Genomic DNA, 20,051 nt, shown 5'->3' on the forward strand with positions numbered 1-20,051 from the left:
GTTCTTAAAATTCAATTTAAAAATTTATCATTGGTATGCTATTCTCAATATTTTTCAAGTGAATTTCGACTTAATACTTTTTACTTTTTTAATATTCCGATAAAATATATATAGAAGGTACACTATTTGATTGGAGCGATTAAATTGAGTGATTCACAAACCTCTGAGATCACAACTAAAGTGTTGAGACCTCAGAAAAGTAGCATGCGTAAAGTTATTGCAAGAATTATTATGGTGTCGCTAGGGGCGATAATAATGGCATTAGGCTTGGAACTGTTTTTAGTACCTAACCACATTATGGATGGTGGAATCGTAGGTGTTTCCATTATCACATCTCATCTATTAAATTTACCCCTTGGTATTTTCATCTTCATTTTAAACTTACCTTTTATTTTTTTAGGCTACAAACAAATTGGTAAAACCTTTGCACTGTCTACAGGCCTAGGTATTACCGTACTCTCTTTTGCAACACTTACCTTACATAATATCCATCCATTTACGGAAGACACATTATTGGCAACAGTCTTTGGAGGAATGATTTTAGGTGTTGGCGTTGGTATTGTCATTCGTTATGGAGGTTCATTAGATGGAACTGAAATATTAGCTATTTTATTTAATAGCAAGACACCTTTTTCAGTTGGAGAAATCATTATGTTTTTCAATATCATTATTTTTACGGTGGCAGGATTTATTTTTAATTGGGAACAAGCCATGTACTCCATCATTGCCTACTATATTGCCTATAAAATGATTGATATTGTTATTCAAGGCTTGGAAGAGTCTAAATCCGTTTATATCATAAGTGATGACATTGATGAAATTGGACAAACTATCATGGATCGACTTGGTCGTGGCGTTACTTTCCTTCACGGAGAAGGAGCTTATACAGGGAATGACAAAAAAGTCATATTTACCGTGATTACCCGTTTAGAAGAATCTAAATTGAAAACAATTGTCGCTGAAATAGATGACAATGCATTTCTAGCCATTGGTAATATCGCTGAGGTAAAAGGTGGTCGCTTTAAGAAGAAAGATATTCACTAAAAAAGGGCATGCCGCATTTGGCACGCCCTTTTTATTTTATTTCATTATGCTTCCCAAACATCCACTAACACGTTTGTTTGCTCACGTGCAGGTCCAACAGAGAAAGTAGCAATTTGAATGCCCGTTAGTTCGCTAATACGCTCCACATAGCGGCGTGCATTTTCAGGTAGCTCTTCTAAAGTTCTGCAGCTTGTTACATCCTCTGACCAGCCTGGCAGCTCCTCATAAATCGGCTCACATTGTTCAATAATATGAAGATTTGCTGGATATTCTGTAATTGTTTCACCTTTATAGTTATATGCTGTACAAATTTTTACTGTCTCTAAGCCCGATAAAACATCGATAGAGTTAAGAGCAAGATGAGTAATGCCACTTACACGGCGTGAGTGACGAACAACCACTGTGTCAAACCAGCCTACACGACGTGGACGACCTGTTGTTGTTCCGTATTCGCGACCAACCTCACGAATTTGTTGACCTACTTCATCGAACAACTCGGTTGGGAATGGTCCATCTCCTACACGAGATGTATAGGCCTTAGATACACCAATAACACTTGTTACGCGTGATGGACCAACACCAGCACCAATCGCTACTCCTCCAGCTACAGGATTTGAAGATGTTACATATGGATACGTACCTTGATCGACATCAAGTAAAATTCCTTGTGCACCTTCGAATAGCACTTTACCGCCTTCATCAAGGACGTCGTTCAAAATTTTAGATGTGTCCGTAACATACTTAGCAATTTCTTGCCCGTAACCATAGTATTCCTCAAAAATTTCTTCGAATGTTACGCCTTCAACTTCATAGAATTTCTCAAATAATTTATTTTTAATGGCTAAATTATGACGTAGTTTTTCCTCAAAGATTTCCTTATCAAGTAAGTCAGCCATACGAATCCCAATACGTGCTACTTTATCTTGATAACAAGGCCCAATTCCTTTACAAGTTGTGCCGATTTTATTGTCTCCACGACTTTCTTCATCAGCAATATCTTGTTTAATATGATAAGGCAAAATCACATGTGCACGATTAGAAATACGTAGATTATCTGTATTAATACCACGCTCTTGTAACCCTTTAAGCTCTGTTACTAATGATTTAGGATTCACAACTAATCCATTACCAATTACTGAAGTTTTTTCTTTATAGAAGATCCCGGATGGAATTAAATGTAATTTGTAAGTTTCACCATCAATTTTAATGGTATGTCCTGCATTATCTCCACCGGCAAAACGAGCGATGGCATCGGCCTTGTGCGAAAGGAAATCTGTAATTTTACCTTTTCCTTCGTCTCCCCACTGTGTTCCTACAACTACTACTGATGTCATAATCAGCACCTCCGTTAGATACCTTTGTATCTCAATTTTTAAGCCTCAACCATTGTAACAATGATAGAAACAACTCGTCAATAAAAAATAGTGAAAAAACACGAACATAAAATCAAAAAATCTGATTCAACGTTCGTGTTTAATAACAGAATGGTATGAATATTATCGAACATTCAGATTAATTCATTCTAAGGGTACTATTTCATTACGAATAGGCAACTTATCTGAATGACGAGTAACATGACTAATCACGTGGCGGTGGTGGCGGCATTTGTGACCAATCCACATTAATGAATTTATTGAATTCCTTTTTAAAGGCCAATGTAACGGTTCCTGTTGGACCATTACGTTGTTTCGCAATGATAATTTCGATCATATTTTTATTCTCAGATTCTTTATCGTAATAATCATCACGGTATAAAAACGCAACAATATCAGCATCTTGCTCAATACTTCCCGATTCACGTAAGTCACTCATCATTGGCCGTTTATCTTGTCGTTGCTCAACACCACGAGATAACTGTGATAACGCGATAACAGGTACCTTTAATTCACGGGCTAATCCCTTTAAGGATCGTGAAATCTCTGACACCTCTTGTTGACGGTTTTCTCCTGGCTTGCCACTCCCCTGAATCAACTGTAAATAATCGATTAAGATCATTCCTAGTCCATTCTCCTGGGCTAAACGACGGCATTTTGCGCGGATTTCATTGATACGTACACCTGGAGTATCATCAATAAAAATTCCTGAATTCGATAAACTACCCATTGCCATAGTTAGTTTACCCCAATCTTCTGTAGTTAAAGCACCTGTACGTAAAACTTGTGCATCTATATTTCCTTCTGCACAAAGCATACGCATGACCAGTTGCTCTGCACCCATCTCTAAAGAAAAGATAGCAACATTTTCGCGGGCTTGTACGGCAACACTTTGCGCAACATTCAATGCAAAGGCCGTTTTCCCTACAGATGGACGGGCAGCAACAATGATTAAGTCGTTGCGTTGAAAGCCAGCTGTAATGTTATCTAAATCACGGAAGCCAGTCGGGATACCCGTTACTTCCCCCTTTTGTGATTGTAGTTGCTCAATATTATCGAAAGTTTCCACTAGCACATCTTTAACATGCTTAAAGTCGCCTGCATTCTTTCGATTGGCAACCTCCATCATTTTCTTCTCTGCCTCACCTAATAATGCCTCTACTTCGTCTTCTCTCGTATAGCCGTCCTCGACGATTTTCGTAGCCACTCGAATCAATCGACGTAAAAGGGCCTTTTCCTCAACGATTTTGGCATAATGGGCGACATTGGCAGCTGTAGGGACAGCATTGGCGAGCTCTAGTAAATAAGAAAGCCCGCCAACGTCCTCAATCTCTTTTTTAGCTGATAATTCTTCTGTAACTGTTACAACATCTATCGCTTTTCCTTGATCACTCAAGCGCAACATCGTCTCGAAAATTTTCTTATGGGCATTTAAATAAAAATCATCTGCCAATAAAATTTCTGACGCTGTTATTAATGCCTGTGGCTCAAGGAAGATAGCACCGATAACCGATTGCTCCGCCTCCCGGTTATGCGGTGGAACGCGGTCCATCATCGGTTCACTCATGGATTGTCGCTCCTTATTCTTCCGTTACATGTACTTTTAACGTTGCTGATACTTCATGATGTAGTTTTACAGGAACATTTGTAAAGCCAAGTGAACGAATTCCCTCAGGTAAAGTCATTTTACGTTTATCAATTTTAATGCCGTGCACTTTTTGTAATGCATCAGCAATTTGCTTTGTAGATACTGAGCCAAATAAGCGACCACCATCACCTGATTTTGCTTTTAGCTCAACTGTGAGTGCTTCTACTTTTTCCTTTAATGCTTGTGCTTCAGCTAATTCGGCAGCAGCATTTTTAGCCTCTAATTTCTTTTGCCCCTCTATTTGGCTTAAAGCTTGCGCATTTGCTTCCGCTGCATAGCCATTCTTAATTAAGAAATTTTGTGCATAGCCATCCGCTACGTTTTTAATTTCACCTTTTTTTCCTTTTCCTTTAACGTCTTTTAAAAATACTACTTTCATACGTCAGAACTCCCTTCAAAGACCTCATTTATGGCTTCTTCTAAATGTTTTTTCACACCATCGATGGATTTAGCATCTATTTGGCAGGCAGCATTCGTTAAATGTCCACCGCCGCCAAGCCTCTCCATAATTAGCTGTACATTGACCTCGCCAAGTGATCGTGCACTTATACCAATTTTTCCATCTGCTCGATGTGCAATGACAAAGGATGCACTAACATCCTTCATCGTTAATAAAATATCTGCTGTTTGCGCAATTAAGACGGAGTCATACACTTTTGATTCCTCACCTACAGCAACAGCTACTCCTGGTTTTACGAACTTCACTGTTTGGACAATTTTGGAGCGCTCTATATAGGTGTCCACATCCTCCTTCAAGAGACGTTGGACCAATACTGTATCGGCACCATTCGTTCGTAAATAAGAAGCTGCTTCAAATGTACGTGCTCCTGTTCGAAGTGTAAAGCTTTTGGTATCAACGATAATACCTGCTAGTAATGCAGTAGCTTCTAGCATATTAATTTTTGCACGCTTCGGCTGATATTCTAGTAACTCTGTCACTAGCTCAGCAGTGGACGACGCATATGGCTCCATATAAACGAGTGTAGGATTTTCGATAAAGTCCTCACTTCGACGATGATGATCGATTACAACCACCTTTTCAGCCAATTTCAATAGGTGTGCATCAATTACTAAATTTGGCTTATGTGTATCAACAATAACGAGTAACGATTTCTCAGTCATTTTACCAGCGGCTTCCTCTGGTGTAAGGAAATTTTCATAGAAATCTGATTTACTCTCTATTTCATTCATTAATCGTGTAACGCTACCATTTAATTCATCAAAATTGATAATGACATAACCCTTTACATCATTCATTTGTGCCATTTTCCGTACACCTACAGACGCACCAATGGAGTCCATATCAGGATTTTTATGTCCCATAACAAACACTTGGTCACTGTCCTGAATTAAATCGCGTAATGCATGTGAAATAACGCGCGCTCTAACACGTGTACGTTTTTCGACTGGATTTGTTTTTCCACCATAGAATTTAAGTTTACCAGTAGGTTGCTTTATCGCCACTTGGTCTCCACCCCGTCCTAATACAAGATCAAGACTCGATTGTGCCAACTCGCCAAGCTCCACTAATGAGGATGATCCAGCTCCTACCCCTATACTTAATGTTAACGATAAATTCTTTTGAGCTGTTTTTTCACGAATGGTATCTAATATCGCAAATTTTTTCTTTTCTAGCTCCGTTAAAATGGATTCATTCAATACTGCTAAGAAACGATCGGATGAAATCCGTTTGACAAACACACCATGCTCCGCAGCCCATTCATTGACAATTGACGTAACCATTGTATTGGTTAAACTACGTGGTTGATCGTCCATGGCTTGCGTGATTTCATCGTAATTATCAACAAACAAAATCGCAATTACTGTACGGTCTGCATAGTATTGCTTTTCTATGGCAATCTGCTCAGTTATATCAAAGAAATACAGTAGTCGTTCCTCTTTTTTATAATAAACACGATATTTCCGATCACGTAGTGTAATCGTAGCCTCATTTGTTTCCTCGGTCTTCATTAATACATAGATGTCATCAGATATATTAACAATACCTTCTCCAACTAATGATTCCATATTTAAAATGCCCTGCATATATGGATTAGACCATTCGATTTCATATTGCTCATTAACCAGAAGTATTCCAATTGGCATTTCAAGCAATGCCTCTTCTCCTACTTTTTTCATGCGGAAGGAAATAGATTCAATATGCTTTTCTGTTTCCTCAAAAGCTATTTTCTCTACCTTCCATGTGTAGGCCATCAGTAAAACAAAACCTACACCATAACCGATACCTATCCCGATATTCCAAATACATAGAAGCACGAACGTCACAGTTCCAAATATGGAAAGAACAAAAAGCGGATAGCGAATTGGTCGTTTTCTAAAAGTCCCCATTACAATCAGCCCCTTATTCTTTAGTCTTCCCCTTTACAAGTGAACGTACGTCAAAACCTAAATCAACAATACCGAGTAAGATCATAAACGATGATAGCGGAATCGCTAACAAAGTAGCTACCCATTTAACTCCGTTTGGCATCCCTTTTCTCGAGATAAAATAATGGATAAAAGATATTCCCTGTAGAATGAGTAACAACCATAAAATATAAGAAATATTTAATACAATGATATCTAGCGTAGAACCAGCTTCTGGACGCATGAATAAATTAATGCATAACACAATCATGTAATACCATAAAATAGAGCGTGGTAATCTCATATTTTGGAACGGAGCAAATTTTGGAACATCTACCCCTAGTCGTTTTAGAGCTGGTAAATTTACTGTAATGATAATAAATGCAGCAAAAAATGCTGAAATTGTTATCGTTGCAGGCATAGTCAGTTCAATTGTTTTAAACATTGCCTCAAGCTGTTCTGGATTTATGGCTACTTGACCTGTTACATTCTTCGCAAATTCATTAGATTGCTCATAATTTTTACGTGCCATCTCTAAACTCATGCTAATGAAGTCAATTCCTGAAAGCTTTACATAGGCAATATAAACGATTGCCATCGAGATGAGATTAGCAATCCCCGTGGACATAAATAAATAAAGCTTACTCTTCTTCAAATAAATGGCGTTACCCATAACGACACCTACTAACCCTAAAATAAAGGCAAATGGCAGCATGGATATCCCACTCGTTATAGTGGTTAGGATACAGCCTACTATTGCTACGAGTATTGATGTGGAACGCTTGTAATTTGCGCTATACCAAGCAATCGGCAGTGGAGCGAATAATAAAGCTACTATAAAGATGAATGGTACATATGCAGAAATTAGCATTAAAATTGTAAACAGTGCAACCATCATTGAGCCTTGTACAAGCGCTTTTGTTTGATTATTCGGCATTGAAAACCTTCCTTTTTTTCAGTCAAACTTACTACCCTTTATTGTACCATTTTTTCATAGCATTGAACAAAAATCACTTAGATCACTAAGTACATTGTCATTATTTTTTCAATTTTAATTCAAGCGTTTACCAAAGTAGCTGGTAATTCCCTTTTAACCATAACAAAAAACCAGCATACCCGATACGAATATCGTAATATGCTGGTATTCAAAATTGATGTAAGGTATGTTACCTTAACGTCATCAATCTTATTTATCGCTACGAATGGTAGTAATCCCATGATACGAGATACTTTAATAGCTGAAGTTAATTTACGTCGGTAGATCTAGCCTAGTTAAAAGTATAACTAAAGAGCCTAAGCCTTTCCAAACATAGAAGTTTGAAAGGTTATTTGGCATGCCCAATTTAGTATAGAATGAACTATTTTTGGATGGTTTAGCTTTGTACAGTAGTATTATCATCTCGATTATTTTAATTAAGCTTTAATGAAATAGAATTTGATTTTATAGAATTTGATTCTTGAGTTACAACAATTTCTTGTTGTTCAGAGCTTCCATCTGTATATTTTACAATGACTTTGATTATTATGTCGTCATCTATTACCAAATTGCCATCATGAGGAATTGCAATAGAATATTTATATTTATCCTGTTCATTATACTTAACTGTATAGGTATTTCCAATTTCCTTTGTACCATCGTATATATCTGAACCAGGCGAACTTCCAATCATAAATATCTTTTTTGATAATAACCAGTCTTTGTCTGCATATTCTTTAGCTGTAAGTGTAACATCCTCTATAAACTTGCCTTTACTAATGGTATAAGTGATTGAGTCGATATGTTCTCCACTTATATTTAGCATAAGCTTTGTAAAAATAAAATTAGCTGCATCTCCAGTTATATCAGTTGTACTACCTCTAGCTTCAGTTGATAATTCAAAAGTAGCTTTATCTGATGAAAGTTTGGTATTTGGCTGATTCCCATCATCACTCAATGCATAAGCTGTGATTGTAAAATTTGCGACTTGAAAGTTTCCATTATTATTGAAAAACGGAATACCTATCATAATTAACAATAGGAATCCAAATGCACAAGCTACAGAAATCCGCCTTTTAAAATTTTTTTTCTTTTCTATAATATTGCAATTCTTTTTCACACGATTTTTCATAGTTTTTGGCATTTCAATAGTATTAACAGCTTCTTTAATCTTATCAAAGTTCATCATTCATTCTCCTTTCGATATTTTTCTCGAATAAGCTCTCTTCCACGTTGTAATCGCTTTTTAACTGCTGAAGTAGTAATGCCAAGTATTTTTGCTATTTCATCTACTTTATAGCCCTCTACATAATAAAGTAACAAGACAATCTTATGTTTATTTGGCAATCTCATAAGATGTTCAATTAAACCATAGTTTTCATCATCCTTACAATATAGTTGTAAATCATTGATATCCATATGTTTACGAATAATATTGTACCTTCTCATATTCTTGCAACGATTTGTAGCAATAGTAATCAACCATGCTTTCTCATGTTCTGAATCGTTAAATGGTGGAGATTTAGTTAGATAGGTAATAAAAGTGTCTTGTACGACATCCTCTGCATCATTCTCATTGCATAGAATAACAAGACACATTCTAAAAAGCATATTTCCATATTTATCAACAATTCGTTCTATATCTAGTTCGTTCGACCAAACTAATTGTTGCAACATCCATCAACTCCTTTCACTTATAACACACATGAAGATACCATTTGGTGACATTTTATATAAAATAATTTTAGAAAATAATCTTACCTAAAAACTGATCAGTGCTTAAAAATTGGAAAAACATTAGACTTATATCCGAATCTAACCATATTAAATTGTGTAATTCGTTTGCAATAGTAGATAAGAATGTCGGTACCTATCGTTGATACTCTGCCCTATCTATCGTTCTCCATAAATAAAACAAGCCCACCAAATAGGTGAGCTTGAAATAATTTTACCTTTGAAAGTAAATTCAACCCAAGCAGAAACTGTTCCCCTGTAATATCCTCTCCAAGTGCTATTTGACAATATTTAGGAAAGTAGTATAAATAAAAAAAGCACAACAAAGGTTATGAAAACCTCGTTGTGCTTTTATTAATAAATAAATTTTATTTATCTTCTGCTACGAATGGAAGTAATCCCATAATACGAGATACTTTAATAGCTGAAGTTAATTTACGTTGGTACTTTGCACTTGTGCCAGTTACGCGACGTGGTAAAATTTTACCGCGCTCAGAGATGAATTTTTTTAATAAATCTACATCTTTGTAGTCGATGTGCGTAATATTGTTTGAAGTGAAGTAGCAAACTTTACGGCGTTTGCGGCCTCCGCGACGTGGTGCCATAGTGTGTCTCCTCCTTTTCTTTTTTTATCATTTGGAAGTATTAGAATGGAAGATCATCCTCAGATACTTCTATTGGCCCTTTGCTATTAGCAAATGGATCCTCATCTACACGTGTATAATTTGGCTGATTCATAGGTGGTTGATTTTGCTGATAAGAATCGCCGCCATAGGAACCCTGCCCTGGCATAGCGCCACCAAACTGTTGTTGTGGTTGACCACCGCCATATGACGGTTGGTTATTACCGTAAGTTTGTCCACCACCATATTGAGGAGCAGGAGCACCGCTACCATTACGGGGTTCTAAAAACTGTACGCTATCCGCCACAACATCTGTTGTGTATACTCGCTTACCGTCTTGTCCTTCATAACTGCCTGTCTGGATACGACCTTCTACCCCAATTAAACTTCCTTTTCGCATGAAGTTCGCTAGGTTTTCAGCCTGTTTTCGCCAAGCAACACAGCTAATGAAATCAGCTTCGCGTTCACCTTGTTGATTTGAGAATGCACGATTTACAGCTACTGTAAATCTTGTAGACGCAACTCCATTCGGTGTATAACGTAGCTCAGGATCTTTTGTTAGTCTTCCAACTAATACGACACGGTTTATCATCAGAATACAACCTCCTTTTCAGCGTTTTGTAAAAAATTAATAATTAAGCTTCTTCGCGAACTGCAATGTGGCGAATGATGTCTTCGCTGATGTTAGCAAGACGTGTATACTCGTTGATTGCATCTGAAGTAGCGTTTACTTTTACGATTTGGTAGTAACCTTCGCGGAAGTCTTGAATTTCATAAGCTAAGCGGCGTTTGCCCCACTCTTTTGATTCGATGACTTCTGCACCGTTAGAAGTTAACATTTCGTTGAAACGTTCAACTAAAGCTTTCTTCGCTTCGTCTTCAATGTTCGGACGTACGATGTACATTAATTCGTATTTTCTCATCTGTTTACACCTCCTTATGGACTTAGGCTCTCCTAATTAAGGGAGCAAGGAGCAAGTAATTAATTATTACTCACATCAATGAATTGTAACATATAGGTACTTGTCTTTCAAGTCACAAACTAATAATTCGTTATATAATGACAGTATATTTCATTCTCTATGAAAGGAGTGCCTTCATGTTATCCAACGATCAGGAGCCAATCGTTATCGAATTAGATTTAAAAAAGTTAATGATCGACAATTTTGTGATTACAAGTGGTCTTGTCATATTATTTGTTGCCATCCAATATATTTGCTTTAAAGATTTCCATTTTTCTTTTTGGAACATGATTGGTGGCACAGCACTATTTGTGGTACTGTATATAATTTTTATTATCCTACACGAGGCTTTTCATTTAATTGGTTTTATGATTTTTGGCAGAGTCCCCTTTAAAGCTTTGAAATATGGTGTAAATTTAGAGCAGGGTGTTGCCTATGCAACTACTGAGCGTCCTCTTCCCAACCATGCTATGAAAAAAGCTCTATTACTGCCCTTCTGGACGACTGGTGTACTCCCAACCATCGTTGGGTTTTATCTTAACAGTACCGTTTTAATCTTGATTGGAGCGGTATTAATAGCTGGAGCTGTAGGCGATTTTGCTATGTATAAAGAGCTACGGAAATATCCTCGTCATGCTATCGTTCAGGATGACCCTAAATTACCAAAACTGTATGTTTATCTATCGCAGGAAAAGGATGATCAATAAACTAAGACTACATAATTAAATAGAATCTGTAGATTAAAAATGAACTACAGATTCTATTTATATTTTAAGGAGTTAAAAATCCATGCTGAGCTGCTGTATATAAATTTCTCCAAATACGATTAATCGTTGATGTTTCTGTAATAGCATCCATACCGAGATTGCGTATTAAATTATTCGCTATTTCTAAGCAAGCAGCTGCTATATCCTTAGCCATTTGTGTAAATTGTGATAATTCCACTTCTGTTAATTGTTCACCCTTTTGATGCTGTTGCCAATAGACAGATAATGTTGCATAAAACTGTTCCTCGCATTGCTTGAAACGTTTGTGCTGCTGCATCCATAAAAATTGAAAGGCTCCAATTCGTTCAGTTCTGCTTCCATCATGATTTCGTTGCTTCATTAAAGCAAAAGCTTCTTCTAAAAAATTTTCTGTAAGCCCAAGACAAACCCCTAAAAAGGAAGCCTCCGCAAAAGTGGTGAATGGAAAGCTATGTACTGAATTACCATAATCATTTCTAATGATCCCTAATTGAAAAGTAGCTTCCTGTGGCACCCAAACGTTGTTTACACGAATTGTATGACTAGCTGTTGCCTTCAAGCCCATTGCAGACCAATCGTTCAAAATCTCAACATCATGTGGATTTACTGAGCAGCTAATAATTTTATCTGTTTTGATACCATCCTCTTCAATAAAGCAATTCATCGTAAATGTTGAAGCATAATTAGAGCCACTACAATACTTCCATTGCCCTGTTACATAATAGCCGCCATTTGTTTTTACAGCTATCCCCGTTGGATATCCACTACCTGCTATAACCGCTTCTTTAGGAGAGTAGATTTTTTCACAAACTTTCTTACTGAATGTTGGAATAAATGCGTTTCCACCTGTACCAATAGTAATGAGCCATCCGAAATTGCCATCAAGCGCAGACATCTGCTGGAATACCTTTACACCTTCTACAAAATCTAAATCCTTACCACCTAAATCTCTTGAAGTGAACAATTTGAATAATTGCTGTTCATAAATATAATCTAAAACATCTTGTGGTAGCATTCCCAGCTGTTCAAACTCTAAACCACGTTCCTTAATGTGCATAGCATTCATTCATAAGTCGCCTCCATACACTAAAAATTCTGATAACTACACAATCGAAAAAGGGCAACCATTTTAGATTGCCCTTGTTAGTTTTTATACATTAAAGCGGAATAACATAATATCGCCATCTTGTACTTCATATTCTTTACCTTCAAGACGTACTTTACCAGCTTCCTTAGCTGCTGCTTGAGAACCTGCCTCTAGAAGATCATCATATGCCACTGTTTCTGCACGAATAAAGCCGCGCTCGAAGTCAGTATGAATAATACCTGCACATTGTGGTGCCTTCATTCCTTTACGGAACGTCCATGCACGTACCTCTTGTACACCTGCAGTGAAGTAAGTAGCTAGTCCTAATAAATCATAAGAAGTACGAATTAGTTGATCTAAACCAGATTCTTTTATTCCTAATTCTTCTAAGAACATAGCTTTTTCTTCATCATCAAGCTCAGAAATTTCTTCTTCAATCTTTGCACAAATAGTAATAACTTGAGCACCTTCAGCTGAAGCATACTCACGTACTTTTTTCACATATTCGTTGTTATCAGCATCTGCTACTTCATCTTCTGAAACATTTGCTACATAAAGCATTGGTTTAATTGTTAGCAAATGAAGACCTTTAATTACCTTCAATTCATCATCTGATAGCTCAGCCGCACGAGCTGGTTTACCGTTTTCTAGTTGCTCTTTAATTTTTAGAAGTACTGGCTCTTCTATCATAGCCTCTTTATCTTTTTGTTTCGCCATTTTGCTAACGCGTTGTAGACGTTTATCCACAGATTCTAAGTCAGCTAATGCAAGCTCTAGATTAATCACTTCAATATCATCAATTGGATCTACTGCTCCGGAAACGTGAGTAATGTTTTCGTCTACAAAACAACGTACTACCTGACAAATTGCATCTACTTCACGAATATGAGCTAGGAACTTATTTCCTAATCCTTCACCCTTAGAAGCACCTTTAACAATTCCAGCGATATCTGTAAATTCAAATGCAGTTGGCACAGTTTTTTTCGGTACCACTAATTCTGTTAATTTATCTAAACGTGCATCCGGTACTTCAACTATACCAACGTTTGGATCGATCGTTGCGAATGGATAGTTTGCAGCCAATGCACCCGCTTTTGTTATTGCGTTAAATAATGTTGATTTTCCAACGTTAGGTAAACCAACGATTCCAGCTGTTAATGCCATGAATGGACACAACCTTTCTATACTCAGTTCAAATTTTCTCTTCTATAACCTTATCTATTATATTGATTCACTCAGAAAAAGTCTAATATGCCTGGTTTACGACTCATCGGCAGAGAATAAAACCTTTTTCATTTTTTTCTCAAATTCACGACGTGGAATCATGACACTATGCTGACATCCTTCGCATTTGATACGTACATCCGCCCCCATACGAATAATTTTCCACTTATTGGTACCGCATGGATGTTGTTTTTTCATTTCAACAATATCATTTAAACCAAATTTTTTTGCTTCCATCTTACTCACTTCTCCCCTCATCTTTGCCATAGAACATCATTTTTGGATAGACCATTGGTATATTATTTTCTTCAAAGAGTTTCGTAATATCACGACGTATGGTACGTGCTACTCCATATTGTTGCTGCGGTAATGTTTCAGCGGCTATACGAATGGTTACTTCTGTCCCCTTAACATTTTGTACACCTAAAAATACTGGAGCTGCAATTAATTCTTTATGCATTTTAGGTAATGTCTCTAAATATTTATTAATAACCCCTTCTGCTTTTTCAAAATCAGCATCTGTGGACATTTGTAAATCTATAAAAATTTTGGAGTTGTTAACAGAATAATTGACGACCTCGCCTATAGCTCCATTGGGAATAATGAACTGTTCACCTGTACCACCATTAATTTTTGTTGTACGTAAGCCAATTTCTACAACCGTACCTTCTGCAGCATTTATTTTTATATAATCTCCTACACCAAACTGGTCTTCAAAAATAATAAAGAATCCTGTAATAACATCCTTTACTAAGCTTTGAGCACCAAAGCCTATTGCTAAACCAACGATTCCTGCACCCGCTAATAAACCTGCTACCTTTATATTTAAGGAAGAAAGAATACCAATAATTGCAGAGAAATAAACGACATAGGAAATCACGCTTTGTAATAATCTTGAAATTGTTCGTTGGCGTCGCTCTGAGTGGCTTAATGGTGAACGCATTCGGATTAAAAACACTTTTTTAATAAATTTTTTACCTAATCTTACAGCTATCCACGATACTAATAGAATAAGCAAAATTTCTATAGATGCATCAATCACTTGCTCCCAAAGTTCCTCAGATGTGAGCTTGTCCCAGTATTTCTCCATTAACTTTTTATTCTTTTCCATCATTACCACCTCTTGAATAACTTGCTAAAAATTTGCGTATACTGCATAAAAATTGAGCACTTCTAAAAATAAAAAGAAAGTGAGTTTTTTTATGAATACTATACCAAATTTGTTACTACCTTATTCCCTTCATCACGAAAGTAAAAATGCTGTTTGGCAATTAAGTACATTATTTTTAGAACATATACCGTTTCATCATGAAAGACTAATTTTTTGTTGTATTGGCAGTGACCGTTGTACGGGTGATACACTTGGGCCATTAACTGGTAGCTTTTTAAAAAAATCTGTTAGTTTTCCTTATGAAATTGTAGGTTCCTTAGAAGACCCTTTACATGCTCTAAACTTAGATTCTACAATGCAACAGCTACACAATCATACTACAAAACCATTCATTATTGCGATTGATGCCTGTCTTGGCAGTGAGCAAAATGTTGGTCATATTTCAGTTCAAAGTGGCCCTATCTTCCCTGGAAAAGCTGTAAAAAAAGAATTACCCCCAATTGGAGACATTTCCGTGAAAGGAATCGTCAATATTGGAGGATTTATGGAGATGCTTGTTTTACAAAATACAAGACTTCATATTTCTTATGCAATGGCTGAAAAGCTTTCAAGAGCATTATTACTGGCTGCTCATCGTTATTCACTAAAAAATGTAGAAGATAGCCACCATAATACCAACAATGACGATACCTGGCAGCAGGTTAGCAGCTTTGATCTTAGCTAAGCCCGCAATGTTTAACCCTATTGCCATAATCATAACCCCGCCAACTGCCGTCATTTCTGTAATGAACATTTGTAATGCGGCATCAGGGATAAAGGAACTTATAACACCTGCAAAAAGAGCTATTAATCCTTGATAAACAAAGACAGGTACAGCGGATAGCAGTACACCTATACCTAATGTGGATGCTAAAATAATGGATGTAAATCCATCTATTAATCCTTTTGTAATGAGGACATTATGGTCATTACGAAGACCACTATCGAGTGCACCAATAACAGCCATTGATCCTACAACAAAAATTAGTGAGGCAGTGACAAAGCCCTCTGCTATGCTAATTTGATTTTGGTCATCCCGTTTCGTATGAAATAAACTCTCTACCCATTTACCAAGACGATTCATTTGTTTATCTAAATCTAACCACTCACCTATTACTGTACCTACCACTAAACTTACTACCAAGATAATAAAATTATCACTTTCAAAGCCCATTTTTATCCCTAATAATGTGACGGCTAAACCAATAATAGATAGGACCGTAGATTTCATAGATTCAGGGATATTTTTAAAAATCCGCCCTACTAATGCTCCTGCTATAATTAACAAAGCATTTATCAATGCTCCTAGTAATACCACACTTAAGCCTTCTTTCTCTCTAAAAAATAGAGAGCGCCTGTTTGCTTGGCGCTCTGATTAAGTTATAGGAATATTATTTTATTCTTCCTGTATGTTTAATATTTCCAATATACGTTCTAAATCATCTTCAGAATAAAATTCAATTTCAATTTTCCCTTTATTATTTGTTTTTTTAATTTGAACATTTGTTCCAAAGTAATCTCGTAATTGTGACTCCTTTGCAGTTACAAAGATATCTTTTTTCTTAGGTGGGATTGTTTCACGTGAAACTTCTTCATTTAAGTTTTGCACTAATAATTCAACTTGACGTACATTCAATCCTAGATTTATTACCTTATTGGCCACTTCTGATATTCTTCTTTTATTTTTTAAGCCGAGTAATGCTCGTCCCTGCCCCATCGATAATGTTCCATCATTCATCAATTTACGTACATCTTCTGGTAAGGCTAGTAGCCGAACATGATTTGCAATATGTGGTCTACTTTTTCCTAGTCGCTTCGATAACTCTTCCTGTGTTAAATGTAAGTTTTCCATTAAACTCTGATAGGCTTCAGCTTCTTCAATTACAGTTAAATCCTCACGTTGGAGGTTTTCTAAAATAGCGAGCTCCATCATTTGTGCATCTGATAGCTCTTTTATAATGACAGGAATAACCTCGAGGCCAGCTAATAGGCAAGCTCTGTAACGACGCTCACCCGCAACAATTTCAAACTTGCGTGCTTTTTTACGCACGGCAATTGGCTGCAAAATCCCATGTTCTTTAATAGAATCAGCTAATTCTTGTAAACTTTCTTCATCGAAAATTTTACGAGGCTGAAATGGGTTCGCAACAATTAAATCTAATTGGATTTCTTCCACTTGCCCACTGTGTTCTAAAGACTCTCCTGGAAATAATGCACCAATACCCTTCCCTAGACCTTTAGCCATTTTTAATCACTTCCCTCGCCATCTCTAAATAAACTTCTGCACCTCTAGATTTTGCGTCATAAGTGATAATTGGTTGACCATGACTTGGTGCCTCACTTAATCGCACATTACGAGGAATTATTGTTTTATATACTTTATCTTGGAAATATTTTTTCACTTCATCAATAACTTGCAAGCCTAAGTTTGTGCGTGCATCCAGCATTGTTAATAAAACGCCATCGATGTAAAGCTGTTGATTCAAATGCTTTTGAACGAGGCGAACTGTTGATAATAATTGACTTAACCCTTCCAATGCATAATATTCACATTGTACAGGGATAATGAGCGCATCTGAAGCTGTTAACGCGTTGATTGTTAAAAGCCCTAAAGATGGTGGACAGTCAATAATTATATAATCGAAATCTTCTTTCACATTTTGTAGAGCATGTTTTAAACGTACTTCTCTTGAAATAGTGGAAACCAATTCAATTTCTGCGCCTGCAAGCGAGATTGTTGCCGGCACGATAGATAAATTTTCTACCTTTGTTTTTTGAATGACATTTTGAACATCTTCATCATCAATGAGCACATCATAAATGCAACCCTGTATCTCTCCTTTATTAATACCAAGTCCACTTGTTGTATTCCCCTGCGGATCAGTATCAATTAAAAGCACCTTCTTACCTAAGTATGCTAGGCAAGCGCTCAAATTGACCGAAGTTGTTGTTTTACCTACGCCACCCTTTTGATTGGCGATTGCTATAATTCTACCCATTTAAAAGCACCTGCTTTCATCTATCAAAGTTTACTTTGACAAATCATTTGTAAAATCACTATTTAATCCGCTATCTAACTTTCATTCTATCAAAAAAAATGAAGAGAGTTGTATAAAATATTAAGAATATATACAAAAAAGGAGACATCTCAATTAACCTTCTGAGATATCTCCCCTGTACAGTGATGAATTTGATCCATATATTACTTTTCTAAAATAATTTACTATACTTTTTTCTTTTTAGGAATTTTCACTGTAATTTGATAGTATTCTTCTGTATCTTCTTCTTCAGTTTTCACCGTAATCCCGCTTTTTGTTACCATCGTTAACGACTGTTTGATGGTATTCAAAGCAATACGCACATCCTTACTTATGGCCTTACGTTTTGGCTTCGCTTTTTTTGGGATTGTTTCTTCCTGCTCGTCAGCTACAGGATGTAATATACCCTGAATGTGCTCCTCTAGCTGTCGCACATTCCAATCATTATCAATTGCTAGCTGTAAAATTTCTAATTGCAATGGTTGATCTTTAATAGCAATTAATGCACGTGCATGTCGTTCAGATATTTGTCGCTTCAAAATAGCTTGCTGTACTTCATCTGGCAGCCTTAATAAACGTAATTTGTTGGCTACAGTGGATTGTCCTTTTCCAAGTCTTTGGGCAAGAGCTTCCTGTGTTAGCTCATGAAGCTCTAATAATTTTTGATAGGCTACCGCTTCTTCAATTGCAGTTAACTCCTCACGCTGCAAGTTCTCTATTAACGCAATAGAAGCTGTTTCCTTATCAGTTAAATTACGTACAATAGCAGGGACTTCTGTCCATTGTAGCTTTTTCATCGCTCGATAACGACGCTCACCAGCGATGATTTCATATTGATTTTCTGATGTTTTACGTACAACAATTGGCTGAATCACACCATGTGTATGAATGGTTCTTGATAATTCTTCAATTTTTTCATCATCAAAAATAGTACGTGGCTGAAAACGGTTAGGTACAATTTGATCAATAGGCAACTTTATGACTTCTTCCGCTGCATGAACCGCCTCTGCTTGTTCTACTTCATTTTTCACAATAGGCTCTGTTTTACTGCCGCCTCCAAAAAAACGTGAAAAAGGACTTTTCATCCAAGTGGCACCACCTTTAAGTAACTATCTTGCTCTGTGTCATTCTATTATTATTTATTATATTTCTTTAAATGTATATAGTTCATAGATGTCTTTTGCGTGAACCATCCATAACTAGTATGTATGCTCAAAATAGAAAAAATATTTTCCACTTTGAGAAGTTTCACATGAAACACTAATTATTGAATCGGTGTTTTATTTGGTACACCTGGCTTACGCGGATATTTTTTCGGTGTTCCTTTTATTTTATCAAATATATATAAAATGCGGTCACTTTCTTCAACAGGTAGCTTGAAAGAAAATTCCTCTCTCAGTTTAACACCTAATGTTGTTAAAGCTTTTTTAGCATCCTTTAATTCTTCTGCTCCAGCTGCGGCTTTTAAAGCAACAAAATATCCATCTTGTTTTGCTAAAGGTACGCATAGCTCTGCTAGAACTGATAAACGAGCTACAGCACGTGCCGTTACCACATCAAATTGTTCACGGTATTTTAAATTTTGGCCAAACTCTTCCGCTCGAGCATGTACAAAATGCATATTCTCTAATTGTAACTCATCACTTAAATGATTTAAAAAGGTAATTCTTTTATTTAATGAGTCGACAATTGTAACTTGTAAATGTGGGAAGCAGATTTTAATTGGGATACTTGGAAAACCAGCTCCTGCCCCAACATCGCAAACAGTTACTACTTTTGAAAAGTCAAAGTAAAATGAAGGACTAATTGAATCGAAGAAATGCTTTAAATATACGCCTTCTAAATCTGTTATAGCGGTTAAGTTCATCTTTTCATTCCACTCAACAAGTAATTCAAAATACTTTTTAAATTGAGCAATTTGCATATCAGAAAGTTCGATACCTTTCTCTTTCAGAGCCTCAATAAATTGTTGTTCGTTCATGGAAAGTCTCCTTTGTTATCTAGCTATACAACTCCAACTAATAGTATAGCCTTAAAAATAGGAAGCGGGCACAATGGTATGCCCGCCTCTTATTCACT

General features: G+C 36.5%; 22 protein-coding genes. 3 read left to right on the forward strand and 19 right to left on the reverse strand.

Translation table 11 applies throughout. The features are described from left to right. Window positions 1-204 precede the first annotated feature (204 nt). Window positions 205-1,044, forward strand: a complete 840-nt coding sequence (locus CD31_RS12140) for a YitT family protein (protein WP_244905047.1) — start codon at window positions 205-207, stop codon at window positions 1,042-1,044. 44 nt (window positions 1,045-1,088) lie between these two features. On the opposite strand, the gene CD31_RS12145 is transcribed toward CD31_RS12140, so the two are convergent. The 10 genes from CD31_RS12145 to rpsF all read right to left on the reverse strand — a co-directional run bounded on the left by CD31_RS12145 (window position 1,089) and on the right by rpsF (window position 10,688). Continuing rightward, on the reverse strand, window positions 1,089-2,378 hold the full coding sequence (locus CD31_RS12145; protein WP_036077927.1) for an adenylosuccinate synthase: 1,290 nt from the start codon (window positions 2,376-2,378) through the stop codon (window positions 1,089-1,091). Window positions 2,379-2,622: 244 nt separating this feature from the next. Next, entirely contained in the window at window positions 2,623-3,984 is a 1,362-nt protein-coding gene (dnaB, locus tag CD31_RS12150; protein ID WP_004233370.1) for a replicative DNA helicase, read from the reverse strand. 13 nt (window positions 3,985-3,997) lie between these two features. Further along, entirely contained in the window at window positions 3,998-4,444 is a 447-nt protein-coding gene (gene rplI, locus CD31_RS12155; RefSeq protein WP_016992313.1) for a 50S ribosomal protein L9, read from the reverse strand. Next, complete coding sequence (locus CD31_RS12160; RefSeq protein WP_016992314.1) at window positions 4,441-6,414, reverse strand: DHH family phosphoesterase; 1,974 nt, start codon at window positions 6,412-6,414, stop codon at window positions 4,441-4,443. Before CD31_RS12160 ends, rplI begins: the two co-directional genes overlap by 4 nt. A 13-nt stretch (window positions 6,415-6,427) precedes the next feature. After that, the gene (locus tag CD31_RS12165) at window positions 6,428-7,369 is read right to left on the reverse strand and encodes a YybS family protein (protein WP_036077929.1); all 942 of its coding nucleotides are present in this window, start codon (window positions 7,367-7,369) and stop codon (window positions 6,428-6,430) included. 472 nt (window positions 7,370-7,841) lie between these two features. Further along, the gene (locus tag CD31_RS12170; protein WP_036077932.1) at window positions 7,842-8,594 is read right to left on the reverse strand and encodes a hypothetical protein; all 753 of its coding nucleotides are present in this window, start codon (window positions 8,592-8,594) and stop codon (window positions 7,842-7,844) included. Continuing rightward, complete coding sequence (locus CD31_RS12175) at window positions 8,594-9,085, reverse strand: RNA polymerase sigma factor (protein ID WP_016992318.1); 492 nt, start codon at window positions 9,083-9,085, stop codon at window positions 8,594-8,596. Before CD31_RS12175 ends, CD31_RS12170 begins: the two co-directional genes overlap by 1 nt. A gap of 425 nt (window positions 9,086-9,510) precedes the next feature. Then, window positions 9,511-9,747: a 30S ribosomal protein S18 gene (gene rpsR, locus CD31_RS12180; RefSeq protein WP_004233359.1), complete on the reverse strand. Its 237-nt coding sequence runs from the start codon at window positions 9,745-9,747 to the stop codon at window positions 9,511-9,513. 40 nt (window positions 9,748-9,787) lie between these two features. Further along, window positions 9,788-10,357: a single-stranded DNA-binding protein gene (gene ssb, locus CD31_RS12185; protein WP_004233352.1), complete on the reverse strand. Its 570-nt coding sequence runs from the start codon at window positions 10,355-10,357 to the stop codon at window positions 9,788-9,790. Window positions 10,358-10,400: 43 nt separating this feature from the next. Then, window positions 10,401-10,688 (reverse strand): 30S ribosomal protein S6, encoded by a 288-nt coding sequence (gene rpsF, locus CD31_RS12190; RefSeq protein WP_016992320.1) that lies wholly within the window; start codon window positions 10,686-10,688, stop codon window positions 10,401-10,403. A gap of 176 nt (window positions 10,689-10,864) precedes the next feature. Between rpsF and CD31_RS12195 the strand changes: the two genes are divergently transcribed. Further along, the gene (locus CD31_RS12195; RefSeq protein WP_036077934.1) at window positions 10,865-11,434 is read left to right on the forward strand and encodes a DUF3267 domain-containing protein; all 570 of its coding nucleotides are present in this window, start codon (window positions 10,865-10,867) and stop codon (window positions 11,432-11,434) included. Between the two features lie 64 nt (window positions 11,435-11,498). Here the strand turns inward: CD31_RS12195 and CD31_RS12200 are convergent, their stop codons facing one another. The 4 genes from CD31_RS12200 to CD31_RS12215 all read right to left on the reverse strand — a co-directional run bounded on the left by CD31_RS12200 (window position 11,499) and on the right by CD31_RS12215 (window position 14,895). After that, on the reverse strand, window positions 11,499-12,539 hold the full coding sequence (locus tag CD31_RS12200; RefSeq protein WP_036077936.1) for an acyl-CoA dehydrogenase family protein: 1,041 nt from the start codon (window positions 12,537-12,539) through the stop codon (window positions 11,499-11,501). A gap of 84 nt (window positions 12,540-12,623) precedes the next feature. Next, entirely contained in the window at window positions 12,624-13,724 is a 1,101-nt protein-coding gene (gene ychF, locus CD31_RS12205; RefSeq protein WP_016994923.1) for a redox-regulated ATPase YchF, read from the reverse strand. 96 nt (window positions 13,725-13,820) lie between these two features. Then, entirely contained in the window at window positions 13,821-14,021 is a 201-nt protein-coding gene (locus CD31_RS12210) for a DUF951 domain-containing protein (protein WP_004233342.1), read from the reverse strand. Between the two features lies 1 nt (window position 14,022). Continuing rightward, the gene (locus CD31_RS12215; protein ID WP_016994925.1) at window positions 14,023-14,895 is read right to left on the reverse strand and encodes a mechanosensitive ion channel family protein; all 873 of its coding nucleotides are present in this window, start codon (window positions 14,893-14,895) and stop codon (window positions 14,023-14,025) included. Between the two features lie 91 nt (window positions 14,896-14,986). Here CD31_RS12215 and yyaC point away from each other — a divergent pair, with 91 nt between their 5' ends. Beyond that, window positions 14,987-15,619: a spore protease YyaC gene (yyaC, locus tag CD31_RS12220; RefSeq protein ID WP_016994926.1), complete on the forward strand. Its 633-nt coding sequence runs from the start codon at window positions 14,987-14,989 to the stop codon at window positions 15,617-15,619. Here yyaC and CD31_RS12225 read toward each other — a convergent pair. From CD31_RS12225 to rsmG, 5 genes are all read right to left on the reverse strand, one after another. Further along, window positions 15,539-16,252 (reverse strand): DUF554 domain-containing protein, encoded by a 714-nt coding sequence (locus CD31_RS12225; protein ID WP_036077938.1) that lies wholly within the window; start codon window positions 16,250-16,252, stop codon window positions 15,539-15,541. The genes yyaC and CD31_RS12225 overlap by 81 nt on opposite strands. Window positions 16,253-16,330: 78 nt before the next feature. Further along, on the reverse strand, window positions 16,331-17,179 hold the full coding sequence (locus CD31_RS12230; protein ID WP_036077940.1) for a ParB/RepB/Spo0J family partition protein: 849 nt from the start codon (window positions 17,177-17,179) through the stop codon (window positions 16,331-16,333). Beyond that, complete coding sequence (locus CD31_RS12235) at window positions 17,172-17,933, reverse strand: ParA family protein (RefSeq protein WP_016994928.1); 762 nt, start codon at window positions 17,931-17,933, stop codon at window positions 17,172-17,174. Before CD31_RS12235 ends, CD31_RS12230 begins: the two co-directional genes overlap by 8 nt. 224 nt (window positions 17,934-18,157) lie before the next feature. Continuing rightward, entirely contained in the window at window positions 18,158-19,057 is a 900-nt protein-coding gene (noc, locus tag CD31_RS12240; RefSeq protein ID WP_016994929.1) for a nucleoid occlusion protein, read from the reverse strand. Between the two features lie 179 nt (window positions 19,058-19,236). Beyond that, window positions 19,237-19,953 (reverse strand): 16S rRNA (guanine(527)-N(7))-methyltransferase RsmG, encoded by a 717-nt coding sequence (gene rsmG / locus CD31_RS12245; protein WP_016994930.1) that lies wholly within the window; start codon window positions 19,951-19,953, stop codon window positions 19,237-19,239. Window positions 19,954-20,051: the final 98 nt, after the last annotated feature.

Origin of the sequence: Lysinibacillus boronitolerans JCM 21713 = 10a = NBRC 103108 (assembly GCF_000772935.1) — a bacterium.
Taxonomy (GTDB): Bacteria; Bacillota; Bacilli; order Bacillales_A; family Planococcaceae; genus Lysinibacillus; species Lysinibacillus boronitolerans.